Genomic DNA, 24,503 nt, shown 5'->3' on the forward strand with positions numbered 1-24,503 from the left:
CGCACTGCCGATAGCTGGTCAATACTACCGCGCGCATCTCCTCCCCGTCGTCATTGCGAGGAACCGCGGGCGACGTGGCAATCCACGGACCGCCGCTTGCGCCATCGCAGCCACCGCGATGGGCAGCACCCTCACGCCTTGGATTGCTTCACTGCGTTCGCAATGACGAAGGAGAGGGGTAGAGGCGCGCGGGACATAGAGGGCAGTGGCAGACGAGTCGCGCGGCGGTGCGGCAGCCAGCGCCAGCAACCCGCGCAACCCCACTCTCCCCGCATCCCCTCTCCCTCCGGCACACCGTCGCCCCGGACCTGATCCGGGGCCCCGCTTTTCTTCCCGCACCGCGTTGGAGGAAGCTGGACCCCGGCTCGGGGGCCGGGGTGACGGGATAGCAGGACCAAACCACCTCCGCTCGCCGCCGTCACCCCTCACCCTTGCGAAGAGCGTCGCCGCGCGCGCTGTACAGTCGCGGGGATCGCCCTATATGCGTGGCCCGAAGGGGATTGCGGTATGGGTATCGTGGACGACATCGTTGCCAGATCGCAGAAGACCGAACACGGTTTCAACGACTTGCAGCTTGCCGCCGATGAAGTGGTGTCATCGCACGATCGCGCGGCGGCCAGCGAAATCGCGCTGGCCCTGCTCGATTCGCAAGTCCATCAGGCGCGGTGTGTCGGCACTTTCATCCTGGGGCAGTTCGCCGCAGCGGACGCCGACGCGCTGCATATCCTGAAAGACCGGGTGAGTCAGGACAGCGACTGGCGGGTTCAGGAAATACTGGCCAAGGCGTTCGACCGGTTCTGCCACGATACCGGATACGAGGCGGCGCTGCCGGTCATCCGCGAATGGCTCTCCGCTACGGCGGCCAATACGCGGCGGGCCGTGACCGAAGGGCTGCGGATATGGACCGGCCGCCCCTATTTTCGCGACCATCCGGGGGAGGCGATTGCCCTGCTCTCTGCACTGCGCGATGACGAAAGCGAATATGTCCGCAAATCGGTCGGCAATGCATTGCGCGATATCAGCAAGAAGCATCCCGATATGGTCCGTCGGGAAGTGCGGAGCTGGGATCTGACCACGCGCGGGGTGCAACAGGTGCATAAACTGGCGACGCGGATCATTGCCGACCGGCTGTAATCCGCCGCGCCCACGCAGCAACGCCTCCAACCAGATCGCCGGGAGCATTGCGTGTCTGTCGCAATGAGCGGACAGATGCGGGTGCCGTTCCCGCCGATCCAAACCTGTTGTCGGGCCGCTATTTCCAGACCGCTATATCCCGTCCGATTGTATCGCCGCATCGAGACCGGCCGGATCGATCGTCACCATCCGCGAGCGATGGTGCCCGCGCACATGAATGACAGTCGCCACGCGAACATACACGCTGCGATCGTTACCTTCGTGCACCTCTTCATCGGTATCGATATCGTAAGTGCCCGGCGGGAGCTGTTCTGCGATTTCCTTCAGCCGAAAGGGCGCGGCGAAGGTCACCTGCGTTCGGGTGGTGCGGATGGCCATACGGCGTGCTCCCATTCGGCGGACATGCGCGGGGCCGGAAGAACCCGGCCAATATCCCGCGCCTTATTTGTTGCGAATGGTTTCCAGCCCTTTGATCGCACCCGGTTTGAGGCTGGGCTGAGACGCGTTGGTCTTGGGCTTTTCCGCCTTGGGCTTGCGGATTTCGCGGCTGGATCGTCTTTGCTTCTTCGACATCGTGTCTCTCCGTTGGGCCGTCACTGCGCGAATTGCGGTGCGGCTATGGCTTCAATTCAGTCTGAGCGGAGGTGGCGCTTCGCGTTCGGCGCCGGATCGCTTTGCGCGTGCGATTGCTGTCGACGATGCTCGGCCAGTGCGAGGGGCAGATCGGTATAGACATAGGGCCCGACGAAAAACTGCCGGATGACAGCAGTGGCAACCCCATCGGGCAGCGGCACCTGCGGCGGATCGAGCGAGCCGCCTTCGCTTTCCCACGAACCGATCGAATGCGGTTCGGCCGGTGTCGGCAGATCGCCGGCATACGTGCCGTAGATAACCGTGTCGGTCGATACGGCCGGCGGAGGGGCGACGATCGTAGTGGCAGATGCGCTGTCCTGCGCGCCCAGCCGCAATTCCCGCAGCTCCCGGATTCTCTCCGCATAGAGAGCGATCTTTTCGTAGTGGCTGTCGCTCACCCCGGCGCCCGATGTCTGGCTTTTCATTACTTCTGCCTGATGGGCACGCAGCAGTTCATTGATGTCCATGATCATGGTCCTCGCATGGCGGGGCGGGAAAGCGATAAGGGCGAAGGCCGGGGACACTGGCTGGAATGCCCCCGGCTTCGCTGCCTTTTAGCCCTGCTGGTTTTCGGCCTGCGCCCGCTTGCCATTTTCAGCCTGCAGACTGGTCGCACGGGCCTTGCCGCCGCCGGAAACCTGGCTGGTGGCATATCCGTAACGCTGGCCAGACTTTGGTTCGGCCGCTTCCTGCTGAAGATCGGCCTTCACGAAGGGGAGTGCATCGCCACCCTTTTCAGGGGCAATCATGCCTTCGCCCTTGGCGGAGTCATAGCTCTTGATGGTGCCAAAATGGGTCATATCCGTATCCTTCTATCTCGCGCAGACGATCATCAGCGACCGCTTGTGCGCGGGCTAAGAGGCGAAAAAGAAAGAAGAGAGGGGGACTTGGCCCTCTGGACCGTCGATCACGACTGGCAGCTGATCCCAATGTGGTGCGTCGGCAGCAACTAAACAAGGTGCGCGGTCGCTATGTGCAGAACGGGCATCGGTGTTCAGTGGCGCGTGGCACCTGCCGATGCAGCTCCCTCCCCCTCAGGCGCGGGTGACCAGTGCGGTGCTGGCGATTTCGATCACCGGCACTTCCCACGGGTGCGCCGCGACGATTGCATCGATCGCCGCCGATACCGCCCCCTCTACTGCGTCGGCGGGGATATAGACTGTCAGGATCGCAGTGGGGGACACTGTATTGGCCCCGGCATCACCCAGCGCGGGCCGCGCCGCTGCGCCGGGGGTGAACAGTTCCCAGCCCGCCCCCAGCTCGATAACCGATTGATACAGCCCAAAATCGCCCAGCGGATTGTCCCCGCGCACCACCGCGATAACTCGCGCCAGCGCGCAATCGGGGTGAATCTCCTCCACTTGCCCGCGCATCAGCAGGGCCAGTGTATCGTCATCGAGCGGGCAGTGGATTTTCAGCGCGGTTACCGCGCGCGTGGCGTGATGGGCAGGCATAGCGCCTGTTATCACGCCCCCTGCCCGATGGCGATCAGTTGCGTGAGTCCTGGCCATGCGCCGCCCCCCTCGCCGCGGCCACAACTGCCGCGATGGAGGGGCGTCGGGTGGAAGCTTGGTTCACACGAAGGCACGAAGGCACGGAGTGGGGTTTGGTTCGGGGATAAGGGCCGCACTGCCGATAGCTGGTCAATGCTATCGCGCCGCCGCCCTCTCAGCCCCCGGCATTTACCGTGGTGGCCGCCGCGCATGGGTCGGACTTGTCCGAACTGCTGCCGGAAAGCGTCGTCAGCACCAGCACGCCGCCCACCAGCAGCACAACAAACGCCGTCGTCACCAACCCGAGATACTTGTCGATCACCCGCTTGATCGGGGCGCCGAACACGCGGAACAGCACGCCCACTGTCACGAAAATCAGTGCACGGGCGAACAGGCTCGACAGCACGAAGCTGACCAGGTTCATGCCGACGAAACCGGCAGTGATCGTCAGCAGTTTGAACGGCACCGGGGTCGCGCCTGCGATCAGGATCGCTTCGAAATCGTATTTCCGCAGATGGCATGCGGCGACGGGGAAACTGTCTGTCAGGCCGAGCGCGCCGATCAGGCGGACGCCGACGGTATCGTACAGCCCCCAGCCGATGGCATAGCCGAGCAGCGCCCCGGCGACCGAGGCCAGCGTCGCCACCAGCGCGAAACGGATCGCCTTTTTCGGTTCGGCCAGACACATCAGGCCGAGCAGAGGGTGCGGCGGGATCGGGAAGAAGCTCGCTTCGACGAAGCAGAAGAACGCCAGCCACCACACGGCATGGCGATGCGCCGCCTTGTCCATCGTCCAGTCGTAAAGCTTACGCAGCATCGCCGTTCCACCCTGCATCCCAAGTGCGTCGCAGGCGTTTAGGCGAGCGCGGCGGGTGGCACAATCGCTCTCGCAAACTAACCTATTTGGTTTTTTCTATTGACATCGTCACGCTGTTTCGGTACATAAGTCGAACATCGCGATATTCCGATTCGAACGGGCGGCCCTGCACACGCAGCGGCCGCCCGTTTGCGTTGGCCCTCGCCAGATCGCGCCCCGTCAGCGGGGCCGCACCACACGGGAGCATGTCCAATGACCGCCAGCCAGATCGATCCGCCAGCCTATCACCGGACCCGGCAACAGTGGGAACAACCGTTCCTGCAATCGCTCGCCCGCCTGAAATTCATCACCCGCGCGGCAGAGAAAACGGGGATTGCCGCCGCCACGGTCCATGCCCGCAAGCGGCGCGATCCCGATTTCGCGCGGGCGATAAAGCGCGCGGTGGCGCAGGCCGCGCCGCCAATGCCCGGCGTATGCGAAGTGGCCAGCCGCCAGCGGCCCCGCCACACTGCCACCACCCGCCGCGTCGCGCCCCTCGCTCCGCAACCGGGCCGCAAGTGGCGCGACCGGTTTATCCAGCGGCTGGGCGAAACATCCAACGTCGCGGCCAGTGCAGCCCACGCGCATATCTCCACCCGCGAAGTCTATGCCCTGCGGCGCAGCGACCCGACCTTTGCCGCCGCGTGGCAGTCTGCGCTCTACGAAGGGTATCTCAATCTGGAGATGGAGGTACTGGGCCACCTGCGCGACCCGGCGCCGGAGCGGAAGCTGGACGTGGCCAGCGCGCTGCGTCTGCTTTCCGCGCACAGGGAAACCGTGGCGAAAGAGCGCGCCGTTCGCACGCATATGAGCAAGGCGGAACTGCGCGAATCGCTTGCCCGCAAGGTCGATGCGCTGCGCCGCAAGATCGAGGCCGAACGCGCCACCGATGCCGAGCTGGATCGGGCGGCAGACCGCGCCTCTGACAAGAACACTTCGGGAAAGGAACCCCGCGATGCATGAACCCCCGCTGGGTTTCCTCTACGATGCCGACCCAAGCAAGACCGAACAATGGATCGGCGCGCTGGCGGACAGGATCACCCGCGACGAACGCGACGAGATGGCGCACGATTTCCGCTATTCCGCGCACGCCGGGCAAATCGCCCCGCCGGGGGACTGGCGGGTGTGGCTGGTGATGGGCGGGCGCGGGTTCGGCAAGACGCGGGCGGGCGCCGAATGGGTCCGCTCTGTGGCCGAAAGCGACGGCACGGTGCGGATCGCGCTGGTCGGCGCATCGCTGGGCGAAGCGCGCAGCGTGATGGTGGAAGGGGAAAGCGGGCTGGTCGCCTGCTCTCCCCCGCATTGCCGCCCTCTGTTCGAACCGTCGCTCCACCGGCTGCGCTGGCCCAACGGGGCGCAGGCGTTCCTCTATTCCGCCGCCGAGCCGGAAAGCCTGCGCGGCCCGCAACACAGCCACGCACCCCGGCCAGTCGCAGAAAGAGGTTTTCGTCAATCAGGCGCACGCGATGATCGACGCCCTGCTCCATCCCGCAATTTCCGGCGAAGCAACGTCACCGCCCGCCGATCCGGCTTCCGGCGAAGCGTGGCTTGTCGGCAACGGTGCCACGGGCGACTGGGCGGGTCACGTCGGTAAACTGGCCGTTTACCACACGGATCAGTGGCTGTTCTTCGCCCCGCGCGCCGGGATGCAATTGCTCGATACGCGCAGCGGGCAGCAGATCCGCTACACCGGCGAGTGGGAAAAACCCGCCGCCCCTCCGCTGCCACACGGAGGGGAAGTGATCGATCACGAGGCACGCGATACGTTGCAGATACTTATTGAAGCGATGAAGTCGGCCGGAATCTTTCCTGCAAACTAGCGGGAACTATTTGCAGATACGCCCGTTCGGGCTGCACATGGAGGGCAACAATCCTGTCTTTCTTCGATTATTGGGCACATGACCGATGCGTTCTTGCAACACTTGGTTTTTAATGCCTGCTTGCTCTCTCGCAAGCTAGGAGATAGGGGTTGGGTTCTTCGGTGGCTCAATATTCGCTGAAAAGGGGAATTGCATAATGCGGAAACTCGTCATCGGTATGGCGATGGCCTCTACGGCCCTTGCTGTGCCTGCACTTGCACGAGATAATTCGTGGTACGTCGAAGTCGACGGCGGCCCGATGCTCGTGGAAGATATCGACTTCAACATCAACGGCACGTCGAACGCTGCCAGCGCCAACTTCGACGCTGGTTACGACTTCGGCGGCGTGGTTGGCTACGACTTCGGCGGCATCCGCCTCGAAGCCGAAGGCAGCTACCGCAACTCGAACGTTTCCGACATGACCGTCGGCAACCTCGGCGTTGCTTCGGGCACGAACACCACCATTTCGGGCGTCACCACGCCTGCTAATGGCAGTGCCAACGTTCTCAGCTTCATGGTCAACGCTCTGGCTGACTTTGGTGACGACGATGGCCTGCAGGGCTTCGTCGGTGCCGGTGCCGGTGTCGCTCGTACTTCGTTCGACAACATCACCGTCAACAGCGCCGGACCGGGCTTCCTGGACGATTCCGACACCGGTCTCGCATGGCAGGTTCTGGCGGGTGTTCGCGCTCCGCTGACCGACCACTGGGATGTCGGCCTGAAGTATCGTTACTTCCAGACTCAGGGCACCGACACGGTCGACACTCTGGGCCGCGACGTTTACGCCAAGTGGCGTTCGCACTCGCTGCTCGGCACGCTGACCTACAACTTCGGTGGCAAGGAAGAAGTGGCTCCGCCGCCTCCGCCGCCCCCGCCGCCGCCGCCGCCTCCGCCGCCCCCTCCGCCTCCGCCGCCGCCTCCGCCGGCTCCGGTGTGCAACAAGGGCCCGTACATCGTGTTCTTCGAATGGGATAAGTCGAACATCACTCCGGAAGCTGCGTCGATCCTCGACAACGCCGTGTCGGCATACGCCAACTGCGGTAGTGCTTCTGTGATGCTGGCCGGTTACACCGACCGTTCGGGTACTGTGAAGTACAACCTCGGCCTCGCGGCACGTCGTAACGCTTCGGTTCGTTCGTACCTCTCGGGTCACGGCATTCCGGACGGTATGATCTCGAGCGAAGCCTTCGGTGAAGCGAACCCGCGTGTTCCGACCGCCGACGGTGTCCGCGAACTCCAGAACCGTCGTGTGGAAATCACCTACGGTCCGGGTTCGGGCATGTAATCTTCGGCATCAGCCGAATTTTCGAGAGGGGCCGGAGCAATCCGGCCCCTTTTTCGTTGTGGTCATGGGCTTTCTAATTTTCGGAGGGAATTCATGACGATCTTTAAAACTGCTATCTGCGCCGGGGCGCTCGCTGTGTTGGGTGGTTGCACCACGATGCAGGATCTGCCGACCGAACGGATCGGCTCCGCCACCATCTCGCTGCCCAACGGGATGCCCGCTGGCACCGCGCACTTACTGTCCAGTGGCGATACCGTTAACGTGGCCGTGGCTCTTACCGGCATTCCTGCCGGCGAGCACGGCATCCACCTGCATATGGTCGGCAAATGCACTGTGCCCGATTTCAAATCGGCTGGCGGCCACCTGAACCCGCAGGGCAAGGATCACGGTTCAATGGCTGCGGGCGGCAAGCATCTGGGCGACCTGCCCAATATCGCCATCTCCAGTAACGGCACCGGCACTCTGAATGCCAAGCTGACAGGCACACGGCAGGAAGTTATCGATGCGATTTTCGATAACGATGGCACCGCAATCGTCGTTCACGCCGATCCGGATGACAACATCACCAACCCATCAGGCAATTCCGGTGCACGGATCGCCTGCGGGGTGTTCAAACGCTCCTGATCAATCCGCTTCACCCGCTGCAGCCGCGCGTTCGCGCACGGTTGCGGCGGATAGCGGCACCAGCCTGATCGCGACCAGCAGGCAGATCAGGCCGATCGGCACAGCCCACATCGTGGACAGCACCCCGTGCGACAGATCGTCACCATTGGTGGCAGAGACCCAGCCCGCCATAAACGGTCCAAGCGCCAGGCCGACCAGCGTGGTCGCCAGGAAGAATGTCGCCGTGGCCACCCCGCGCATCCGCGGCAGAACCAGCGCCTGACTGGTCGCTGCCGCCGCGCCCAGCGCGCTGGCCGCCAAGAACTGCGTCAATGCGGCGAAGATGTAGAACACCACTACGCTGCTGGTGGTATAGCTGACCCAGATAATCGGCAACGGCGCGATCAGCCCGAACAGCACGACATAGAGCCGCCCGGCTGCGAAGCGGACAAACAGGAAATCCGCCATGCGGCCACCCGCGATCACGCCGAGGAAGCCCGCGACTGCCGCCGGGGCGCCCAGCCACCAGCCCAGATCGGTCTTGTCGACCATGAACACTCGCTCGGCATATGGTGCGCCCCAATATGAGCAGGCGTACGATACGAATGCGACGATGCCATAGCCCAGAATGGTGCAGAGAAACGCAGGCGATCCCCATGTCAGGCGGAAAGTCGGCAGATCGCGCGCGCGCAGTGCTGTGGCCCAGCTGAATACCGCGTAATATCCCACCGCCAGGAACAGCCACTGGTCCGACACCGCTGCGATGATCGAACCGGTGCCCGCATGAACATAGATCGACAGCAAATAAGCAGCGACAGCAAAAAATACCGCTCCTGCCAGATTAAGCGCCAGCCCGCCGATCCCGCGCCGCGCGGCGCCGATCACAGTGAACGGTGGAATGATCTGGTAGAGTTCCTCGAAAAAGCCCTTGAACGGCCGGGGATCGCCGGGGGTGGGTATGCCATCGATTGCCCCGCGCACAGGCTCCCGCAGAGTCATCACCCACAATGCCAGCAACAAACCCGGTGCGCCGACCGCGATAAACGCCACATGCCAACCGGCCAGATCGAGCGGCCCGCCATCGGGATAGGCCGTGTTCCAGCCATCGACGATCGCCCCGCCGATCAGCAACGAAATACCTCCGCCGAGATACAGGCCTGAGGAGTAGATCGCCAATGCCGTTGCCCGCAGGCGCGCAGGAAACCAGTCCGATATCAGCGAGTAGGCCGATGGGCTGGCGGTCGCTTCGCCGACCCCGACGCCAATCCGCGCGAATGTCAGCGCCGTGCCATTGCGCGCAAACCCGGACAACGCGGTCATTACCGACCACAGCGCCAGGCCGATGGTCATCAGCCGCACCCGTTTCCAGCTGTCGGCCAGTTTGCCCAGCGGAATGCCGAACAGCGCGTAGAAAATGGCAAACGCCGTGCCATAAAGGAAGCCGAGATACGCATCGTCGACCTGCAGATCGGCTTTGATATCGTTGGCCAGAATGGAGAGGATCTGCCGGTCGACGAAGTTCAGCACATAGACCAGCACCAGCACTCCAAGGGCATACCAGCTATAGGCTGGAACCGATTGCTCCTCGACAGTTGCGGGCGCAGGTGTACCGCCATTCTCGATCTTCAAATTGCCTCTCCCCTACGGCGCTATCAGCCGCTTGTGTAAGCTACCCTATCCTCTAATCCTGCATCCGCGAAGCCCTTTTGTCGCAAGCGGCAACTATCGCATTGCCCGCAGGCCAGCCCATCGGGAGTCGGGTCGTAACACGACCAGGACATGCCCGTATCCAGCCCCAGGCGATGCGCTTCGCGCGCAATATCGGCCTTGCTCATATGCTGCAGCGGAGCATGGATAGTGAACGGCCGCCCTTCGACACCCTCTTTCGTGCCGAGCCGGGCCGTTTCGGCAAAGCTGGCGATGAATTCGGGCCGACAGTCGGGGTATCCCGAATAATCGAGCGCATTGACGCCGATGAAGATATCGTGCGCGCCCGCCGCCTCTGCACAGCCCACGGTCAGCGCCAGAAAGATCAGGTTGCGCGCCGGCACATATGTGATCGGGATATCGTCCCCCACCCCCGACTTGGGCACGTCGATATCTGCGGTTAGCGCCGATCCGCCGAATTTCCGCAAGTCCAGTGGCAGCACGATATGTTCCCCCGCGCCCAGAGCGGCGGCAATGCGCTGCGCCGCCTCGATCTCCCGCCGGTGGCGCTGCCCGTAATCGATCGTCAGCGCGTGAATGGCGAAGCCACGTTCGCGCGCGATCGCAGCGGACACCATCGAATCGAGGCCACCCGACAGCAGCACGACTGCCACCGGGGCGCGGTTGGATTGAGAATCTGTCATGCCGCAGAGCTAGAACCAGTGCTGCGCCTGCACAATACGTTGTTTCGAACGTTCTCGGCACCCCGCCGCAACGCGTGATAGGCACGCCAAGCCCCCTGTGGGCGGAGAATGCCCGCGTTACCGGTTCCTCTAGCGGCAAGCCCCTGTTCGGCGCGCTTCCAGCTTCATATCGAACGGTCGCCCATCGGCGATGCCCTGAGTCGATATCTGCACCAGTGTAGGCGTTTCGCTGCGGATCGTGGTTCGTCCATAGCCGTTGCCACGGCAGGTATATTGCACCGTCACCATGCTGGCGCTGTTTTCAGCGACAAAGCGATTGCATGGTGGTTGCCGGTGTTTGATCTGGATGAGATCGCGCCCGTTCTTCAGACAGAGCTTACGCACTTCGCCAGTCGCACGATCGCGCAGTTCCCACGCGCCCGGCGTCAGATTGTCGAGCATTGCGAGCGCAGGCGCTTCCGCCACGGCAGGCGTCATAACGCCGCCGCCTGCCAGCAATGCGGCACCCACAATCGCCGCTTTCAGACCGGATGAAGGCCCATAACGCATTTCTCGTCACTCCAAGCTGAGGCCCATCCAGTGCCTCTCACACCAACTATACGCTGGGAAAGATGGGGAACAACACATGCGCCCGCAAGGTCATAAATCAGACAGCGATTGGAAATAACCGCGAGCAGAACGCGCAATCAACATGGATCTTACCGTCCTCGCCTCGCATCGCTTCTCTTTCATCTTCAGGGAAACGTGAAAGTATTTGGCGATAATGATCCTCAGAACACCGGCATCCACGGTTAATGTGTGCACCCGGATTTACGCGCACTTCGCTCTCTTCATGAAACAGCCGCCAGACGATTCCTTCCAGCGACAGCGCGGGATCGAGCAGTTCGTCGTGCCGAATCGATCCGGCCATGACAGCGACATGCTCCCATTCCGGGTGATCGAGCCGGGCATGGAGACGCTCGCGCCCTTCCTCCCCGTCGGGCATGTGCTGCACCAGTATGCCCGCCGCAGTCGTCCCCGCGTTGCCCGAACGCACTGCGACGCGGATAAGCGTCGGCACCTGTTCTGACTGCGTGAAATAGGCTTCGCAGGCATCGGACAGCGACTCGCCTTCGAGCGGCACCACGCCCTGATATCGCCCGTCGCCATCGGTCATATCGAACGTGATAGCGAGATAGCCTTTGCCGAATAGCGCGGAGAGCGGCGGGTTCGCACCCAGTTCCCCCAGCCGTTCGGCATCGAAATCGACATACCCGCGCAGATCGCCATCGCGATAATCGCACACCAGCAGGCGGACCACGCCGCCTTCGGTTTGCGCCTGCATCGTGACCTGACCGCTCTCCTTGTCGAGCAAGCCGCCGATCAATGACGCGATCACCAATGCTTCGGCCAGCAGGTGCGTGATCGCCGGGGGATAGGAGTGCGCGGCGAGGATTTCGTCCAGCACCCGGTCGAGCCGCACAAGCCGCCCGCGCGCGTTGCGCGAAGGGATCGTAAAGCCGAGCACTTGCCCGGCGAAGGTTTCTTCTGTGTTTTCCATCGCCGCCGATATGGGGGCTGCGCGGCCATACGCAATCGCCGCGCAGCCGTAACCGTCAGAGCAGCCCCATGCTCCACAGCAGAACCGATTTCTGCCCGTGGATGCGGTTTTCGGCTTCGTCGAACACGACCGACTGACCGCTTTCGAATACCTCTTCGCTCACTTCTTCCCCGATATGCGCGGGCAGGCAGTGGAGGAAGATCGCATCGGGCTTCGCCAGCGCCATCAGCGCGGCATTCACCTGATACGGGGCCATCGCCGCCAGCTTGGCATCGGCGTGGTCCTGGCCCATCGAAATCCACGTATCGGTCACGATCACGTCGGCGCCATCGGCCGCTGCGGCAGCGTCGTTGGTGAGGGTTACCGTGCTGCCACCCTTGCGCGCCAGATCGACGAATTCAGCGTCAGGCTCGTACCCGGCCGGAGTAGCGACGCGGACGTTGAAACCCAGCAGCCCGGCAGCCTCCAGAATCGAGTGCAGCACATTGTTGCCATCCCCGAACCACGCCAGCTCCAGACCCGGCAGCGATTTGCCCTGCTCTTCGATCGTCAGCAGATCGGCAACGATCTGGCACGGGTGCGACCGGTCGGTCAGCCCGTTGATGACCGGCACAGTGGCATTGGCCGCCATTTCGCGGATCTTGTCGTGATCGTCGGTGCGGATCATGATCGCGTCGACCATCCGGCTGAGCACGCGCGCGGTGTCGGCCACGCTTTCACCGCGCCCCAGTTGCATCGAACCGGCGTCCATCACCATCGCGCTGCCGCCAAGCTGACGCATCGCCATGTCGAAGCTGACGCGGGTGCGGGTCGAATTCTTTTCGAAGATCATCGCCAGCACGCGGCCAGCCAGCGGCGCGTCGCTGTCGATCTGTCCTTTGGACCATTCGCGCCGCGCGGATTTGCGAGCATGGCCATCGCGCAACATCGCCTTCAGCGCATCGGGGCCAGCGTCGGACAGGTCGAGGAAGTGCCGATATCCCATCACGCGACCTCCGGCGGCTGATAATCGGCAGCACCGGCCGACAGCTTATCGAAGAATTCGTCGATCTCTGCATCGCCAATCACCAGCGGAGGCAGGATGCGAAGAGTCTGATCGCCCGCCGCCACTGTCAGCAACTGATGGTTATCGCGCAGATGCGCGTAGAACGGACGGCTTTCGACTTTCATTCGCAGGCCGAGCATCAGCCCCTTGCCGCGCACGAAATCGAACAGATCGGGATAATTGCCAATGAACTGCTCAAGCCGGGCACGAATGCGTTCGCCCTTTTCGCGCACTTCGCTGAGAAATTCGTCGTTGGCCACAGCATCGAGCACTGCCGAACCTGCCGCCATCGCCAGCGGATTGCCGCCGTATGTCGAACCGTGGGTGCCGATAACCATGCCGCGTGCGGCCTTTTCCGTTGCCATGCAGGCGCCGAGCGGGAAACCGCCACCGATTCCCTTGGCCGTGGCGAGGATATCGGGTTCGACTCCATATTGTTCGTAAGCATAGAGCGTTCCGGTGCGCGCAACGCCGCACTGCACTTCGTCAAACACCAGCATCAGATCGTGCTCGTCGCACAGCGCGCGCAAGCCCTTGATGAATTCATCCGAGCCGGGACGGATGCCCCCTTCGCCCTGAATCGGTTCGACCAGGAAGCCCGCGGTGTTCGGCCCCATCAGCGCCCTGGCGCTTTCGAGGTTATCGAATTCGGCATATTTGAAGCCTGCGAGCAAAGGCATGAAGCCCTTGTGCATCTTCTCCTGATTCGATGCGCTGATCGTCGCCATCGTCCTCCCGTGGAAGGCGTTGGTGAACGTGATCAGCTCATACTTGTCATCGTTGCCCACGCTCTGGTGATAGGCGCGCGCAGTCTTGATCGCCGCTTCCACCGCTTCGGCACCCGAATTGGTGAAGAATACCGTGTCTGCGAAAGTCTTGTCCACCAGCCGCTGTGCCAGCGCTTCGCCCTGCGGGCTGCCGTAGAGGTTCGATACGTGCATCAGCGTTTCGGCCTGCTTCTGGATCGCACCGATCAGACCGGGATGGCTGTGGCCGAGCAGGTTGACCGCGATGCCGCTGGCGAAATCGAGATAGCGCGTGCCGTCTTCGTCGATCAGGTGGCAATTGTCGCCGCGCACGGGGCGCACACCACACCGGGGATAGACGGGCATGAGCGGAGTGATCGACATCGGCATAATCCTTCAAGCAGAAACGAACGAGAGATTTGAAACGACAAATGGCGGCCCCGTAAAGGGCCGCCATTCGCACCGTGTAGGCAGTTGCATTGCTACGGTCAAACCAACCGCAATGCCGCCAGCGATCAATCCTGGACGGGCACCAGGTTAACCGCCGAATGCTTGCCTCGTCGATCGACTTCGAGGTCGAACTCGAACCGGTCGCCTTCGTTGATCGAAGACAGACCAGAGCGTTCAACCGCAGAAATGTGAACGAATGCATCGGGCTGGCCATCGTCGCGAACGAGGAAACCGAAGCCCTTGACCGCGTTGAAGAACTTAACCGTACCGGTCGCCTTCTCGCCAGTCAGTTCGCGACGCGGCTTCTCCGGAGAGCTGCTGCTGCTGGCAACCGGAATTACGTCACCGACGACCTGAAGATCCTGAGCGGAAACTTTGCCACCGCGATCGACAAGATTGAATTCCAGCTCCTGCCCTTCGGCCAGCCCTTCCAGACCGGCACGTTCGACTGCGGAAATGTGCACGAACACATCTTCACCGCCAGTTTCCTGTGCAATGAAGCCGAAGCCTTTCTGGCCATTGAAGAACTTCACCGTCCCTTTGCCGGTGCCGACAACTTGCGGGGGCATGCGGTTGAAACCGCCACCACCACCGCCGCCGCCGCCCGGACGGCCACCGCGACCGCCGCCGCCGAAACGGTCACCGCCGCCGCCGCCGAAACGGTCACCGCCGCCGCCGCCGAAACGGTCACCGCCGCCGCCGCCGAAACGGTCACCGCCGCCGAAATTATCGCGAGGAGGAAAACTGTCCGGCCCCCCGCCGAACGGATCGAAGTTGTCCTCGCCGAAACCATCGCGTTTGTCCCGGCCGCGACGGCGCCCTCTGTCATAACCCATAGTCTAAAACGTACCTTCGCACTTTAACCGCCCCACAACTCCCCCCCGACGGCGCGGACGGAACGCGCCGGGCCGACACGATTCGCTCCGAAGAACAATGCACGCCGGTCAATCAGTGTAGGTTCATAGCGCATACCAAAGTGTTAAGCGAACATTTTGATTGGCTCGCCCGACAGGGCGGTAAATTTCCTACGGCGCCGTAATTAAACGGTTACCACGAGCGGACTTCTTGCCAGCGGGATCGAGTGTTGCCATTGACGCAGGCAATGGACCTTCTTGCACTCCTATCCGACCCTGCGGCATGGCTCGCACTGCTCACCCTGATTGCGCTGGAAGTCGTTCTTGGGATCGACAATCTCGTATTTATTGCTATTCTTTCCAATAAGTTACCTGAACATCAGCAAGCGCGCGCACGGCGCATTGGCCTGTCGCTGGCATTAATAATGCGAATCGCCCTGCTGATGCTGATCGGCTGGCTGGTGACATTGCAAACGCCGCTGTTCGACCTGGGCCTGCAAGGCGCGCCCGGCCCACATGGCGAGCCTACATTCGAGACTGCATTTTCGGGACGCGACCTTATCCTGCTGGCCGGTGGCCTGTTTCTGTTATGGAAAGCGACCAAGGAAATTCACCATTCGATGTCGCCCGAAGACGAATCGGGCGACCTGCTCGACAAGACACCGGCGAAAGCTGTCGCTCAACTCACTTTCGGCAGCGCTATCGCTCAGATCATCGCGCTCGATCTGGTGTTTTCGATCGATTCGATCCTCACTGCCGTGGGAATGACCGACGAAGTACCGATCATGGTCACAGCAGTGATCATCACCGTCACCATCATGCTTTTCGCAGCAGATCCATTGGCGCGATTTATCGAAAAGAACCCGACACTGGTGATGCTGGCGCTGGCGTTCCTGGTGATGATCGGGTTCGTGCTGATCGCCGATGCGTTCGGGTTTCACGTTCCCAAAGGCTATATTTACGCAGCGATGGGTTTTTCGGTCGCAGTCGAAGGACTGAATATCGCCCAGCGCAAGCGCCGTCAGAAGGGATAAGATACACATGGCCCAGTTTCGCCGCCTGTCCGACATAATGCTCGCCAGTCCGCAGATTTCGGTCGCGGATGTGTCCGATGCGCTCGCACAGGGTGTGACGCTGATCATCAACAACCGACCCGAAGGGGAAAGCGACGATCAGGTGCCCGGCCCGCAGATAGAGGCTGCGGCGCGCGCGGCAGGTATCGACTATCTCGCTATCCCAATCACCCATTCCGGTTTCAGCGCGCCGCAAGTCGATGCCATGGCCGAAGCATTGGCCCACGCCAGCGGGCAGGTTCTTGGCTATTGCCGTTCGGGCACCCGTTCCACGCTGTTGTGGGCATTGGCGCAAGCCAAGGCAGGCGAAAACCCCGATGCCATCACCGCTGCCGCTGCCGACGCGGGATACGACGTATCGCCCATTCGCGGCGCGATGGATGCGCTGGCTGGCGCCGCGCACTGATCCCGGCATCAGACGATGGCCATGCAGCTGGTCCTGTTCGGTGGTTCGTTGGCAGCTATCCTGCTGCTTGCCTTCATCGCGCATAAGCTGGGGCTTGGCGGCGATATCCGCATTCGCGATGCCGATCAGGCCCGCGCATTGGCGAACGAAACGATCGATGGCTTCAATCCGGTAGAGATTTCCATCGATCGCGCAGGATATGGCGCGCTGCTGCGCGATGCCGACGGGCGTGTGCTGCTGCTGCGCCGACATGGAGCACGCTTTGTCGGGCGCCTGCTCGATAGCCATGCCGAATCCCGACTCGACCAGCAATTCATCACGATCGGCACACACGAAAAGCGCTTCGGCACGGTCACGCTCAATCTCGGCCCTCAAGCTCAGGCTTGGGCGGCGAGCCTCCGGCGGCTATAGAGCGAAGCATCATGCCCGATTTCTCGCCCGTCGATTATGCCGTACCCGGCTTTGTCCTGCTGGTCCTGATCGAAATGGTCTGGGCGTGGAAGGTGCGGCGCGAGGCATACGAAGCAAAGGATACGCTGACCAGCCTCGGACTGGGGCTGGGCAGCACGGTGGCGGGCGTCCTGCTGGGCGGAATCGCACTAGCGGCATTCGTTTATGCCTATCAGTTCCGTCTGTTCGATATCGGCTGGACATGGTGGGCTTGGATCGCCTGTTTCGTGCTCGACGATCTGGCCTATTACTGGATTCACCGGACGGGGCATCGTGTACGCTGGTTCTGGGCGAGCCACGTGAATCATCATTCCAGCCAGCATTACAACCTGTCGACCGCGTTGCGACAGACATGGACCGGCGCGCTGACGCTGGGCTTCGCATTCAAGCTGCCGCTGGTGCTGATTGGATTTCATCCAGCGATGATCGCGGTGGTGGCCGGATTCAATCTGATCTACCAGTTCTGGATTCATACGGAGGCAATCGAAAGGCTGCCGCGCTGGTGCGAAGCGGTGATGAACACGCCGAGCCATCACCGCGTGCATCACGCGACCAACCCCCGCTACCTCGATCGCAACTATGCGGGCGTTTTCATCGTGTGGGACCGGATGTTCGGCACGTTCGAACCAGAGGTACTACCCCGCGAAGGGGGAGAGCCGATCCGCTATGGCATTGTCAAACAACTCGGCAGCTTCAATCTGTTGTATGCCGTGTTCCACGAATGGGCGGCGATGCTGGCCGATATCTGGCGCGCACCGTGGCGGCACAAACTGTCGTATCTGCTGCGCCCTCCGGGCTGGAGCCACGATGGCAGCCGGGAGACATCGGATACCATGCGCGAACGCTGGCTCGCACGGCAGGCGCAACAGGAATCGGCAACGCCAAAGCAAGTTTCATCTGAAAACCCGATTGCAGGGACTCGCGAAGCCGCCTAACCCTTGTCTCCAGATAAAAGAGGAGCCTTGGGAATGGATGAGTTCGACGTCATCGTAATCGGCGGCGGCAGCGGCGGCAGTGCAGTTGCCGGGCGACTGGTCGAAGCAGGCAAACGCGTGTGCCTGCTGGAAGCAGGACCGCGCAACGATAACATGCTTATCAAGACGCCGGGGTTCATGCCCTTCATCCGCAATGCCTCCAATTATCGATACGATACGGTGCCGCAGAAAGGTCTGAAGGGCCGGATTGGCTATCAGCCGCGTGGCCGTGGGCTGGGCGGATCGAGCGCCATCAACGCGATGATCTATATTCGGGGCAACCGGTGGGATTACGACAACTGGGCTACGCTTGGCTGCAATGGGTGGAGCTACGACGACGTGCTGCCCTATTTCAAGCGGGCGGAACACAATGTGCGCGGTGAGAACGAATACCACGGCGCCCGTGGCCCGCTGTGGGTCAGCGATCAGAAGTACTACAATCCCGGCAGCCACGCCTTCGTCGATGCGGCGACGCAACTACAGCTTCCCCACAATGCCGACTTCAACGGCGCGAAACAGGAAGGTTTCGGGCTATATCAGGTAACCCAGAAAGATGGTGAGCGCTGGTCGGCAGCCCGCGCCTATGTCGAACCGCTCCGTAGAAGTCGCAATCTGGATATCCGCATCGGGGTGACAGTGCAGCGGATCGAGATATCCGAAGGCCGCGCGCGCGGGGTGACTTATACCGTCGCCGGCAAGGAACGCACACTGACGGCGCGGGGCGGCGTTGTGCTGTCGGCAGGCGCGTTCAATTCGCCGCAGATCATGATGCTGTCAGGTATCGGTCCGGCAGCGCATCTTAAGGAACACGGGATCGATGTGCTGGCCGATATGGCCGCTGTCGGTTCGGACCTGCAGGATCACCCCGACTACGTATCGAGCTGGGAAACGGACAATACCGACTTTATCGGCACCAGCTTGAAAGGCAGTGTGCGGATGGTGAAGGCCATCGTCGAACACCGCCGGAAGCGTACCGGCATCATGACCACGCCCTACGCCGAGGCAGGGGGTTTCTGGAAAGTGATGAACGATGCGCCTGCGCCCGATGTCCAGTGGCACTTCGTCCCGGCTATGCTGGAAGATCACGGACGGCAAAGCGTGAAAGGCCACGGCTTTTCGCTTCATGCCTGCGTACTGCGCCCTGAAAGCCGGGGAACCGTGCGGCTGGCCAGCAACGATGCCGACGATGCGCCACAGATCGATCCCAACTTCCTCGATGACGAACGCGATATGGCTACCTTGCGCGCAGGTGTCCGCTTGTCGCACCGGATTGTCGATGCCCCGGCGATGGCAATCTACAATCCGCAAGACCGCTACCCCATCGATCTCGATGATGACGATGCGCTGGACGATCTCATCCGCAGTCGCGCCGACACCGTTTATCACCCGGTCGGCACCTGCCGCATGGGCAACGACCCCGACAGCGTCGTCGACCCGCAACTCAAAGTGCGCGGTATCGATGGCCTGTGGATCGCCGACGCATCGATCATGCCCCGGCTGGTCAGCGGCAACACCAACGCGCCCAGCATTATGATCGGAGAGCGATGCGCGGATTTCGTGAAAGCGGAATTACAGCGTTAGGTATTGCACCGAACGGCCTGCCGATGGCGGGCTGCAAGTCGCATGTCCCTCAAACAACGGCACCGGGGGCTTCGTGAAAGCTCCCGGCTAAACACCAATGGCTATCTCGCAAAAAAGAGGCCGGAGCGGCTGGCTCCGGCCTTTTAAAGGTGTTGTTCGCAGGAGGAACATCTGATGGCGGGACCGGGATTGAGGAGAGGAGAGAGTCCCCGACCCCGCCAAACTGGATAATCTTGTTCGATCAGTTGTAGGCGCGCTCTCCGTGTTCACCGATGTCGAGACCTTCCTGTTCGACTTCGGGGGAGACACGCAGCCCGGTGATAAGCTTGGCGATGTAGATCGCGATCACGGTGCCGATAGCAGCCCAGACCAGCGAGACGAGCACGGCCTGAATCTGGATCCAGACCTGTGCACCCATCGCAGTGGAGCCATCGCCCGGTCCGCCGAACACCGGCTGATAGACGATGCCTGTGCCGATGGCGCCAACGATGCCGCCTACGCCGTGGATCCCGAATGCATCGAGCGAGTCGTCGAAGCCGAGCTTGGGCTTGAGCTTGCTGACCACCAGGAAGCAGACGATCGAGGCGACAGCGCCCAGCACGATCGCACCGAACGGGCCGGAGTTACCGGCAGCCGGGGTCACTGCGACGAGACCGGCAATAATCCCCGAGCAGAAACCGAGCGCCGAACCTTTGTGGCCGGAGACCTTTTCCGCCAGCATCCAGAACAGGCCTGCCGAAGCGGTGGCAACGAAGGTGTTGATCATGGCGAGACCTGCAGTGCCGTCGGCTTCGAGTTCCGACCCGGCATTGAAGCCGAACCAACCCACCCACAGCAGGCCGGTGCCGACCATAGTCAGCGTCAGGCTGTGCGGCGGCATCGGTTCGCTGGGATAGCCTTTGCGCTTACCGAGGATGATCGCAGCGACCAATGCGGACACGCCCGCATTGATGTGCACCACAGTGCCGCCAGCAAAGTCCAGCGCGCCGAGCTTGAACAGCAAACCGCCGCCTGCCCACACCATGTGGGCAATCGGGAAATAGACGATCGTCAACCACACAGCCGTGAACACCATCACTGCCGAAAACTTCATGCGCTCGACTGTCGCACCCAGCACCAGCGCTGCGGTAATCGCGGCGAAAGTCATCTGGAAGCTGACGAAGACATATTCGCTGATCACTTCGTCAGAGAATGTCGCTGCAGTCGAATCGGGCGTGACCGACGACAGGAACAGCGAACCGGAACTGACGAAATTGCCGATGAACCCTTCCGAAGTCGTCGGCCCAAATGCCATCGAGTAACCCCACATCACCCAGATCAGCATCGCCAGCGCCGCTGCCGCGCCGATCTGTGTCATGGTGGACAGCATGTTCTTCGAACGGGTCAGACCGCCATAAAACAAGGCAAGGCCCGGCAGGATCATCATCAGGACGAGAACGGTGGAAGTCATCATCCAGGCATTGTTGCCGGGGTTGGGAACAGGTGCAGCCTTTTCGGCAACTTCCTGAGCAAAGGCAGCGGTGGTGGCGAGCATCGAGCCCCCTGCCACGACCGCGCCGGTAACGAGTTTGCGGATCATTGGAGTACCCCTCGTGTCCATGGGAATTACAGCGCGGTATCGCCGGTTTCGCCGGTGCGGATGCGCGTGGCAGAGGCGAGATCGAGCACGAAAATCTTGCCGTCGCCGATGGCTTCGGTGCTGGCGACTTGCTGGATCGTCTCGACAACTTGCGGTGCGATCGCGTCGGTTGTTGCGATCTCCAGCTTCACTTTAGGAAGCATGTTGGTCGAATACTCGGCTCCGCGATAAATTTCCGTCTGGCCCTTCTGGCGCCCGAAGCCCTTCACTTCGGTCACCGTCATGCCCGCGACGCCGATGCCCGAAAGAGCTTCGCGCACTTCGTCGAGCTTGAACGGCTTGATTACGGCGATGATGAATTTCATCCCTGCCCCCTTGCTGACCGCCGGACGATCCCGGCTCGGCCCATTCAGCAAGAGGCGTGCCAAGCGCCCGAATCTGCCTGAAATACGTGCATTCGGACAGATTCTAGAAATCCGAGTTGTTCATATATGCCTTAAAATTAGGCTTTTGCCTATTATTCGGGCAATTCGAGGCGCGCCCAGACAGGAAGATGGTCCGATGCCTGGGATGCCAGTGCGCTGCGATGGACACCATGCTCCACCACCCGCCATTCTTGCGATGCGACAATCCGGTCCAGGTTGGCGACCGGTCTGCGGCTGGGAAAGCTCGGCCCGGGCACCAGCGATTGCCACCCGGCACCGAACTCGCGCATTGCACCGCTCGCCTTGCCCCACTGGTTGAGATCGCCAAGCAACACCGCCGGACACCCGCCCTCGCAATCGTCGACGTGATCGAGCACGGCGCGGATCTGATCCCGCCGCCTGAGGCCTGACAAGTCCAGGTGCATTCCCACCACGCGCAAACGCCGTTCGCCCACAAAAAAGTCGCCCCGCACGGCCCCGCGTGGTTCCAACGTGGGCAGTACCAGCGGCTCCGATTCGACTGGCTTGAAACTACGCCGCACCAGCAAAGCATTGCCGTGCCAGCCCAGACTGCGCGGCCTGCGCGCTACGGGCAGCGCGCGCCAGGGCGTATCGTCGAGCGCGGCACGCTCTATGACGCTCACTCGCTGGCCAAACCGGCGATCGCACTCCTGCAAGGCGATTACATCGGCATCGATTTCCCGCAACACCGATACGATACGATCAGCGTCACGGATGCCGTCAATGCCGACACCCTTGTGTATATTATAACTGGCGAAAGTGAGCTGCACTGCGCTCAACCAACACCGATCATTCGCTGACGGTTCCGGCTTCGCCCGCAATATAGCGGTCGGTCGGGCGCGCGGGCAGCCCATCGATACTGCGATTGCGCGCGATGTATTTTTCCCTCCACACTCCGGGATCGGCCTGCCGGTGATACTTGGTCAGTGTTTCGCGCTGGCGGTCGAATTCCATCAGCGGCACGCCCCATCCGCAACTGGTCTGCACACTTTCGACTGCGATATCGAAAATCTGCCGTGTGCCGGGCAGCAACGCGAAATGCGCGGCCAGCTCTTCCCATTCGGAGTCAGCAGGCAGAACCGCCCGCCCCTTGCCGTATATCCGCAAAATCAGTGCTGGCTGCTGAAAGTTGCACACCATCACTGTGATACGCCCGTCAGCCATCAGATGGGCGTTGGTCTCGTTGCCCGATCCGCCGAGATCGAGATAGGCGACTCGTGCAGGTGACAGAACGCGAAGCGTATCGGCAAGCCCCTTGGGACTGAGATTGATCCGCGCATCTGCGGCAGCCGTGGCGACGAAAAACACCGGCTGCGCGACGATCATCGCGATATGGTCTTCCGTAAGCGCATCGAAGAATTCAGCCATCTTGCAACAGGAATAGGCCCCAAATGGGCCTTCTGCCAAGTGCAACAGACTTAATCGCGATTCAGCGCAGCTTCTTCTCTTTCTTGCCCAACCCGCGCATTCTGCCTCGCCCGAGGCTCATTACCGCATCAGACCGCCCAGCAGGTTGCGGACAAAACGCCCGGCAATCTGCCCGCCAAAGCTGGTCGCAATCGTCCCCGCGGCACTGGTTGCTGCGCTCCGCACAGGATTGGCGCTCGACTTGCGGCCGCTTATCTTCGCGGCGACGATCGCGGCGGTCGAACTGGCAGCGGCGCCCATCGCCGCCTTGCCCGCACGTTCCCACAACGATGTAGTCTTGCGCGAACGCTTAGCGACTTCGTCCTTACCCTTCTCCGCCACTTCTTCGGCGGTATCAGCGGCATCGACAGCTTTGGCGGCGAGCACTTCCTGTGCACTCTCGCGATTAACCGCAGTATCGTATTTGCCATCCACCGGGCTGACCGACTGTATGATTGCCCGTTCTTTGGCGGTCAATGGCCCAAGGCGGCTGCGCGGCGGCTTGATAAGGGTGCGCTGAACGACAGACGGCGCGCCATCGGCCATCAGAGTCGACACCAGCCCCTCGCCCACTTTCAGCTGCGTGATGGCCTCCGCTACGTCGAGTTCGGGATTGATGCGGAAGGTATCGGCAGCAGCCTTGATCGCCTTCTGATCGCGCGGTGTGAAGGCACGCAGAGCATGCTGTACACGGTTGCCCAGTTGCCCCGCCACGTCTTCAGGAATGTCGATCGGATTCTGCGTACAGAAATAGACGCCGACACCCTTGGATCGGATCAGCCGGACCACCTGTTCGATCTTGTCGAGGAGCGCCTTAGGCGGATCGTCGAACAGCAAATGGGCTTCATCGAAGAAGAACACCAGCTTCGGTTTGTCCGGATCGCCCACTTCGGGCAATGTCTCGAACAGTTCCGCCAGCAGCCACAACAGGAAAGTGGCATAGAGCTTTGGGCTCTGCATCAGGCGGTCGGCGGCCAGCACATTGATGTACCCGCGCCCCTTTTCGTCCACCTTCAGGAAATCGTCGATCTCCAGCGCTGGCTCGCCAAAAAAACGGTCGGCCCCTTGCGATTCGAAGCTCAGGAGCTGACGCTGAATCGCCCCGACACTGGCCTTGGTAACATTGCCATACTTGCCGCTCAACGCGCCGCTATTTTCAGCAGCCCATTGCAGCATCGCCTGCAGATCGCTGAAATCGAGCAGCAACAGGCCGTTGTCGTCAGCATAGCGGAACACGATCTGCAACACGCCTTCCTGCGTATCGTTGAGATCGAGCAGGCGGGCGAGCAACAGCGGCCCCATCTCGGAGATAGTGGTACGGATCGGGTGCCCCTGTTCGCCGTACAAGTCCCAGAAAATCGCGGGATTATCGGAATAGGCATAGTCATCCATGCCCAGATCCTTCGCCCGTTGCTCGAGCGAAGCGGCATGTTTGAAATCATGACTGCCCGGCATGGCGATACCCGACAGATCGCCTTTCACATCGGCCAGGAATACCGGCACGCCATCGGCGGAAAAGCTTTCCGCCAACCCCTGCAAGGTCACTGTCTTACCAGTGCCAGTCGCCCCGGCGATCAGCCCGTGGCGGTTGGCACGGCCAAGGTTGAGATACTGTTTCTCTCCATTGGCAGCCAGACCCAGGAAGATTTCACCCATTGCTCAAGATACTCCGGCATTTGGTTGACCCGGTAATCGCATGGCGCAGCGTGCCCTGCACGGTCAAGCACCCTCGACTTGC

28 protein-coding genes and 2 pseudogenes are annotated in these 24,503 nt (G+C 61.7%); 12 read left to right on the forward strand and 18 right to left on the reverse strand.

The annotated features are described in order from the left end of the window. Positions 1-507: 507 nt before the first annotated feature. Positions 508-1,134 (forward strand): DNA alkylation repair protein, encoded by a 627-nt coding sequence (locus tag CV013_RS07050; RefSeq protein WP_102154589.1) that lies wholly within the window; start codon positions 508-510, stop codon positions 1,132-1,134. Positions 1,135-1,266: 132 nt separating this feature from the next. Here CV013_RS07050 and CV013_RS07055 read toward each other — a convergent pair whose 3' ends face one another. From CV013_RS07055 to CV013_RS07075, 6 genes are all read right to left on the reverse strand, one after another. Further along, positions 1,267-1,527: a hypothetical protein gene (locus tag CV013_RS07055; protein ID WP_198591836.1), complete on the reverse strand. Its 261-nt coding sequence runs from the start codon at positions 1,525-1,527 to the stop codon at positions 1,267-1,269. 48 nt (positions 1,528-1,575) lie between these two features. Further along, positions 1,576-1,707, reverse strand: a complete 132-nt coding sequence (locus tag CV013_RS15945) for a hypothetical protein (protein ID WP_267907955.1) — start codon at positions 1,705-1,707, stop codon at positions 1,576-1,578. A 56-nt stretch (positions 1,708-1,763) separates the two neighbouring features. Beyond that, positions 1,764-2,234, reverse strand: coding sequence for a hypothetical protein (locus CV013_RS07060; RefSeq protein WP_123639869.1), 471 nt, complete (start codon positions 2,232-2,234; stop codon positions 1,764-1,766). 87 nt (positions 2,235-2,321) lie between these two features. Continuing rightward, positions 2,322-2,567: a hypothetical protein gene (locus tag CV013_RS07065; protein ID WP_102154592.1), complete on the reverse strand. Its 246-nt coding sequence runs from the start codon at positions 2,565-2,567 to the stop codon at positions 2,322-2,324. Positions 2,568-2,801: 234 nt separating this feature from the next. Further along, positions 2,802-3,278, reverse strand: coding sequence for a hypothetical protein (locus tag CV013_RS07070; protein ID WP_223805156.1), 477 nt, complete (start codon positions 3,276-3,278; stop codon positions 2,802-2,804). Positions 3,279-3,435: 157 nt separating this feature from the next. Beyond that, positions 3,436-4,077 carry a YqaA family protein gene (locus CV013_RS07075; protein ID WP_102155083.1) on the reverse strand — a complete coding sequence of 214 codons (642 nt, stop codon included), beginning with the start codon at positions 4,075-4,077 and terminating at the stop codon, positions 3,436-3,438. 252 nt (positions 4,078-4,329) lie between these two features. On the opposite strand from CV013_RS07075, the gene CV013_RS15675 reads away from it, so the two are divergent. The 6 genes and pseudogenes from CV013_RS15675 to CV013_RS07100 all read left to right on the forward strand — a co-directional run bounded on the left by CV013_RS15675 (position 4,330) and on the right by CV013_RS07100 (position 7,884). Continuing rightward, positions 4,330-5,079: a hypothetical protein gene (locus CV013_RS15675; RefSeq protein WP_198591837.1), complete on the forward strand. Its 750-nt coding sequence runs from the start codon at positions 4,330-4,332 to the stop codon at positions 5,077-5,079. Then, positions 5,072-5,536: pseudogene (locus CV013_RS07085) on the forward strand (terminase large subunit domain-containing protein); the annotation flags it as partial. The gene CV013_RS15675 and the pseudogene CV013_RS07085, both read left to right, overlap by 8 nt. Positions 5,537-5,582: 46 nt before the next feature. Continuing rightward, positions 5,583-5,756, forward strand: a pseudogene (locus CV013_RS16010) (DUF2793 domain-containing protein); the annotation flags it as partial. Positions 5,757-5,762: 6 nt separating this feature from the next. Next, positions 5,763-5,936, forward strand: a complete 174-nt coding sequence (locus CV013_RS15820; RefSeq protein WP_232806568.1) for a hypothetical protein — start codon at positions 5,763-5,765, stop codon at positions 5,934-5,936. A 196-nt stretch (positions 5,937-6,132) separates the two neighbouring features. Beyond that, on the forward strand, positions 6,133-7,260 hold the full coding sequence (locus tag CV013_RS07095; protein ID WP_102154595.1) for an OmpA family protein: 1,128 nt from the start codon (positions 6,133-6,135) through the stop codon (positions 7,258-7,260). Positions 7,261-7,353: 93 nt separating this feature from the next. Continuing rightward, complete coding sequence (locus tag CV013_RS07100) at positions 7,354-7,884, forward strand: superoxide dismutase family protein (protein ID WP_102154596.1); 531 nt, start codon at positions 7,354-7,356, stop codon at positions 7,882-7,884. Here CV013_RS07100 and CV013_RS07105 read toward each other — a convergent pair whose 3' ends face one another. The 7 genes from CV013_RS07105 to CV013_RS15970 all read right to left on the reverse strand — a co-directional run bounded on the left by CV013_RS07105 (position 7,885) and on the right by CV013_RS15970 (position 14,831). Beyond that, the gene (locus tag CV013_RS07105) at positions 7,885-9,486 is read right to left on the reverse strand and encodes an MFS transporter (protein WP_102155085.1); all 1,602 of its coding nucleotides are present in this window, start codon (positions 9,484-9,486) and stop codon (positions 7,885-7,887) included. It abuts the gene before it with no gap. Between the two features lie 29 nt (positions 9,487-9,515). After that, on the reverse strand, positions 9,516-10,214 hold the full coding sequence (gene queC, locus CV013_RS07110) for a 7-cyano-7-deazaguanine synthase QueC (protein WP_102154597.1): 699 nt from the start codon (positions 10,212-10,214) through the stop codon (positions 9,516-9,518). A gap of 129 nt (positions 10,215-10,343) precedes the next feature. Then, positions 10,344-10,763, reverse strand: coding sequence for a DUF3617 domain-containing protein (locus CV013_RS07115; RefSeq protein ID WP_102154598.1), 420 nt, complete (start codon positions 10,761-10,763; stop codon positions 10,344-10,346). Positions 10,764-10,860: 97 nt separating this feature from the next. Next, a complete protein-coding gene (gene hslO / locus CV013_RS07120; protein WP_102154599.1) occupies positions 10,861-11,754 on the reverse strand; it encodes an Hsp33 family molecular chaperone HslO in 894 nt (297 codons plus the stop codon). Between the two features lie 55 nt (positions 11,755-11,809). Further along, positions 11,810-12,739 (reverse strand): ornithine carbamoyltransferase, encoded by a 930-nt coding sequence (gene argF, locus CV013_RS07125; protein WP_102154600.1) that lies wholly within the window; start codon positions 12,737-12,739, stop codon positions 11,810-11,812. After that, the gene (locus CV013_RS07130; protein ID WP_102155086.1) at positions 12,739-13,929 is read right to left on the reverse strand and encodes an aspartate aminotransferase family protein; all 1,191 of its coding nucleotides are present in this window, start codon (positions 13,927-13,929) and stop codon (positions 12,739-12,741) included. The genes argF and CV013_RS07130 overlap by 1 nt, the downstream gene beginning before the upstream one ends. Positions 13,930-14,060: 131 nt before the next feature. After that, complete coding sequence (locus CV013_RS15970) at positions 14,061-14,831, reverse strand: cold-shock protein (protein WP_102154601.1); 771 nt, start codon at positions 14,829-14,831, stop codon at positions 14,061-14,063. Between the two features lie 266 nt (positions 14,832-15,097). Between CV013_RS15970 and CV013_RS07140 the strand changes: the two genes are divergently transcribed. The 5 genes from CV013_RS07140 to CV013_RS07160 are packed head-to-tail and all read left to right on the forward strand — an operon-like array spanning position 15,098 to position 19,333. After that, positions 15,098-15,883: a TerC family protein gene (locus CV013_RS07140; protein WP_102154602.1), complete on the forward strand. Its 786-nt coding sequence runs from the start codon at positions 15,098-15,100 to the stop codon at positions 15,881-15,883. 7 nt (positions 15,884-15,890) lie between these two features. Next, positions 15,891-16,328, forward strand: coding sequence for a TIGR01244 family sulfur transferase (locus CV013_RS07145; RefSeq protein WP_102154603.1), 438 nt, complete (start codon positions 15,891-15,893; stop codon positions 16,326-16,328). Positions 16,329-16,343: 15 nt separating this feature from the next. Further along, the gene (locus CV013_RS07150) at positions 16,344-16,739 is read left to right on the forward strand and encodes a hypothetical protein (RefSeq protein WP_102154604.1); all 396 of its coding nucleotides are present in this window, start codon (positions 16,344-16,346) and stop codon (positions 16,737-16,739) included. 11 nt (positions 16,740-16,750) lie between these two features. Beyond that, entirely contained in the window at positions 16,751-17,713 is a 963-nt protein-coding gene (locus CV013_RS07155; RefSeq protein ID WP_102154605.1) for a sterol desaturase family protein, read from the forward strand. A gap of 33 nt (positions 17,714-17,746) precedes the next feature. Next, complete coding sequence (locus CV013_RS07160) at positions 17,747-19,333, forward strand: GMC family oxidoreductase (RefSeq protein ID WP_102154606.1); 1,587 nt, start codon at positions 17,747-17,749, stop codon at positions 19,331-19,333. Positions 19,334-19,574: 241 nt separating this feature from the next. Here the strand turns inward: CV013_RS07160 and CV013_RS07165 are convergent, their stop codons facing one another. The 5 genes from CV013_RS07165 to CV013_RS07185 all read right to left on the reverse strand — a co-directional run bounded on the left by CV013_RS07165 (position 19,575) and on the right by CV013_RS07185 (position 24,421). Beyond that, on the reverse strand, positions 19,575-20,912 hold the full coding sequence (locus CV013_RS07165) for an ammonium transporter (RefSeq protein ID WP_102154607.1): 1,338 nt from the start codon (positions 20,910-20,912) through the stop codon (positions 19,575-19,577). Between the two features lie 26 nt (positions 20,913-20,938). After that, entirely contained in the window at positions 20,939-21,277 is a 339-nt protein-coding gene (locus CV013_RS07170; RefSeq protein WP_102155088.1) for a P-II family nitrogen regulator, read from the reverse strand. Positions 21,278-21,429: 152 nt separating this feature from the next. After that, entirely contained in the window at positions 21,430-22,128 is a 699-nt protein-coding gene (locus CV013_RS07175) for an endonuclease/exonuclease/phosphatase family protein (protein ID WP_102155090.1), read from the reverse strand. A gap of 19 nt (positions 22,129-22,147) precedes the next feature. Then, the gene (locus tag CV013_RS07180; protein ID WP_102154608.1) at positions 22,148-22,726 is read right to left on the reverse strand and encodes a pyridoxamine 5'-phosphate oxidase family protein; all 579 of its coding nucleotides are present in this window, start codon (positions 22,724-22,726) and stop codon (positions 22,148-22,150) included. Positions 22,727-22,846: 120 nt separating this feature from the next. Further along, the gene (locus tag CV013_RS07185; RefSeq protein ID WP_102154609.1) at positions 22,847-24,421 is read right to left on the reverse strand and encodes a helicase HerA-like domain-containing protein; all 1,575 of its coding nucleotides are present in this window, start codon (positions 24,419-24,421) and stop codon (positions 22,847-22,849) included. Positions 24,422-24,503: the final 82 nt, after the last annotated feature.

Source organism: Tsuneonella flava (genome assembly GCF_002870965.1).
GTDB lineage: Bacteria > Pseudomonadota > Alphaproteobacteria > Sphingomonadales > Sphingomonadaceae > Tsuneonella > Tsuneonella flava.

What these genes read in the sequence shown, in the direction of transcription:
- CV013_RS07050 (WP_102154589.1), top strand. Translation starts at nt 508, where the DNA reads ATGGGTATCGTGGACGACATCGTTGCCAGATCGCAGAAGACCGAACAC.
- CV013_RS07055 (WP_198591836.1), bottom strand. Translation starts at nt 1,527, where the DNA reads ATGGGAGCACGCCGTATGGCCATCCGCACCACCCGAACGCAGGTGACC.
- CV013_RS15945 (WP_267907955.1), bottom strand. Translation starts at nt 1,707, where the DNA reads ATGTCGAAGAAGCAAAGACGATCCAGCCGCGAAATCCGCAAGCCCAAG.
- CV013_RS07060 (WP_123639869.1), bottom strand. Translation starts at nt 2,234, where the DNA reads ATGGACATCAATGAACTGCTGCGTGCCCATCAGGCAGAAGTAATGAAA.
- CV013_RS07065 (WP_102154592.1), bottom strand. Translation starts at nt 2,567, where the DNA reads ATGACCCATTTTGGCACCATCAAGAGCTATGACTCCGCCAAGGGCGAA.
- CV013_RS07070 (WP_223805156.1), bottom strand. Translation starts at nt 3,278, where the DNA reads ATGGCCAGGACTCACGCAACTGATCGCCATCGGGCAGGGGGCGTGATA.
- CV013_RS07075 (WP_102155083.1), bottom strand. Translation starts at nt 4,077, where the DNA reads ATGCTGCGTAAGCTTTACGACTGGACGATGGACAAGGCGGCGCATCGC.
- CV013_RS15675 (WP_198591837.1), top strand. Translation starts at nt 4,330, where the DNA reads ATGACCGCCAGCCAGATCGATCCGCCAGCCTATCACCGGACCCGGCAA.
- CV013_RS15820 (WP_232806568.1), top strand. Translation starts at nt 5,763, where the DNA reads ATGCAATTGCTCGATACGCGCAGCGGGCAGCAGATCCGCTACACCGGC.
- CV013_RS07095 (WP_102154595.1), top strand. Translation starts at nt 6,133, where the DNA reads ATGCGGAAACTCGTCATCGGTATGGCGATGGCCTCTACGGCCCTTGCT.
- CV013_RS07100 (WP_102154596.1), top strand. Translation starts at nt 7,354, where the DNA reads ATGACGATCTTTAAAACTGCTATCTGCGCCGGGGCGCTCGCTGTGTTG.
- queC (WP_102154597.1), bottom strand. Translation starts at nt 10,214, where the DNA reads ATGACAGATTCTCAATCCAACCGCGCCCCGGTGGCAGTCGTGCTGCTG.
- CV013_RS07115 (WP_102154598.1), bottom strand. Translation starts at nt 10,763, where the DNA reads ATGCGTTATGGGCCTTCATCCGGTCTGAAAGCGGCGATTGTGGGTGCC.
- hslO (WP_102154599.1), bottom strand. Translation starts at nt 11,754, where the DNA reads ATGGAAAACACAGAAGAAACCTTCGCCGGGCAAGTGCTCGGCTTTACG.
- argF (WP_102154600.1), bottom strand. Translation starts at nt 12,739, where the DNA reads ATGGGATATCGGCACTTCCTCGACCTGTCCGACGCTGGCCCCGATGCG.
- CV013_RS07130 (WP_102155086.1), bottom strand. Translation starts at nt 13,929, where the DNA reads ATGTCGATCACTCCGCTCATGCCCGTCTATCCCCGGTGTGGTGTGCGC.
- CV013_RS15970 (WP_102154601.1), bottom strand. Translation starts at nt 14,831, where the DNA reads ATGGGTTATGACAGAGGGCGCCGTCGCGGCCGGGACAAACGCGATGGT.
- CV013_RS07140 (WP_102154602.1), top strand. Translation starts at nt 15,098, where the DNA reads ATGGACCTTCTTGCACTCCTATCCGACCCTGCGGCATGGCTCGCACTG.
- CV013_RS07145 (WP_102154603.1), top strand. Translation starts at nt 15,891, where the DNA reads ATGGCCCAGTTTCGCCGCCTGTCCGACATAATGCTCGCCAGTCCGCAG.
- CV013_RS07150 (WP_102154604.1), top strand. Translation starts at nt 16,344, where the DNA reads ATGGCCATGCAGCTGGTCCTGTTCGGTGGTTCGTTGGCAGCTATCCTG.
- CV013_RS07155 (WP_102154605.1), top strand. Translation starts at nt 16,751, where the DNA reads ATGCCCGATTTCTCGCCCGTCGATTATGCCGTACCCGGCTTTGTCCTG.
- CV013_RS07160 (WP_102154606.1), top strand. Translation starts at nt 17,747, where the DNA reads ATGGATGAGTTCGACGTCATCGTAATCGGCGGCGGCAGCGGCGGCAGT.
- CV013_RS07165 (WP_102154607.1), bottom strand. Translation starts at nt 20,912, where the DNA reads ATGATCCGCAAACTCGTTACCGGCGCGGTCGTGGCAGGGGGCTCGATG.
- CV013_RS07170 (WP_102155088.1), bottom strand. Translation starts at nt 21,277, where the DNA reads ATGAAATTCATCATCGCCGTAATCAAGCCGTTCAAGCTCGACGAAGTG.
- CV013_RS07180 (WP_102154608.1), bottom strand. Translation starts at nt 22,726, where the DNA reads ATGGCTGAATTCTTCGATGCGCTTACGGAAGACCATATCGCGATGATC.
- CV013_RS07185 (WP_102154609.1), bottom strand. Translation starts at nt 24,421, where the DNA reads ATGGGTGAAATCTTCCTGGGTCTGGCTGCCAATGGAGAGAAACAGTAT.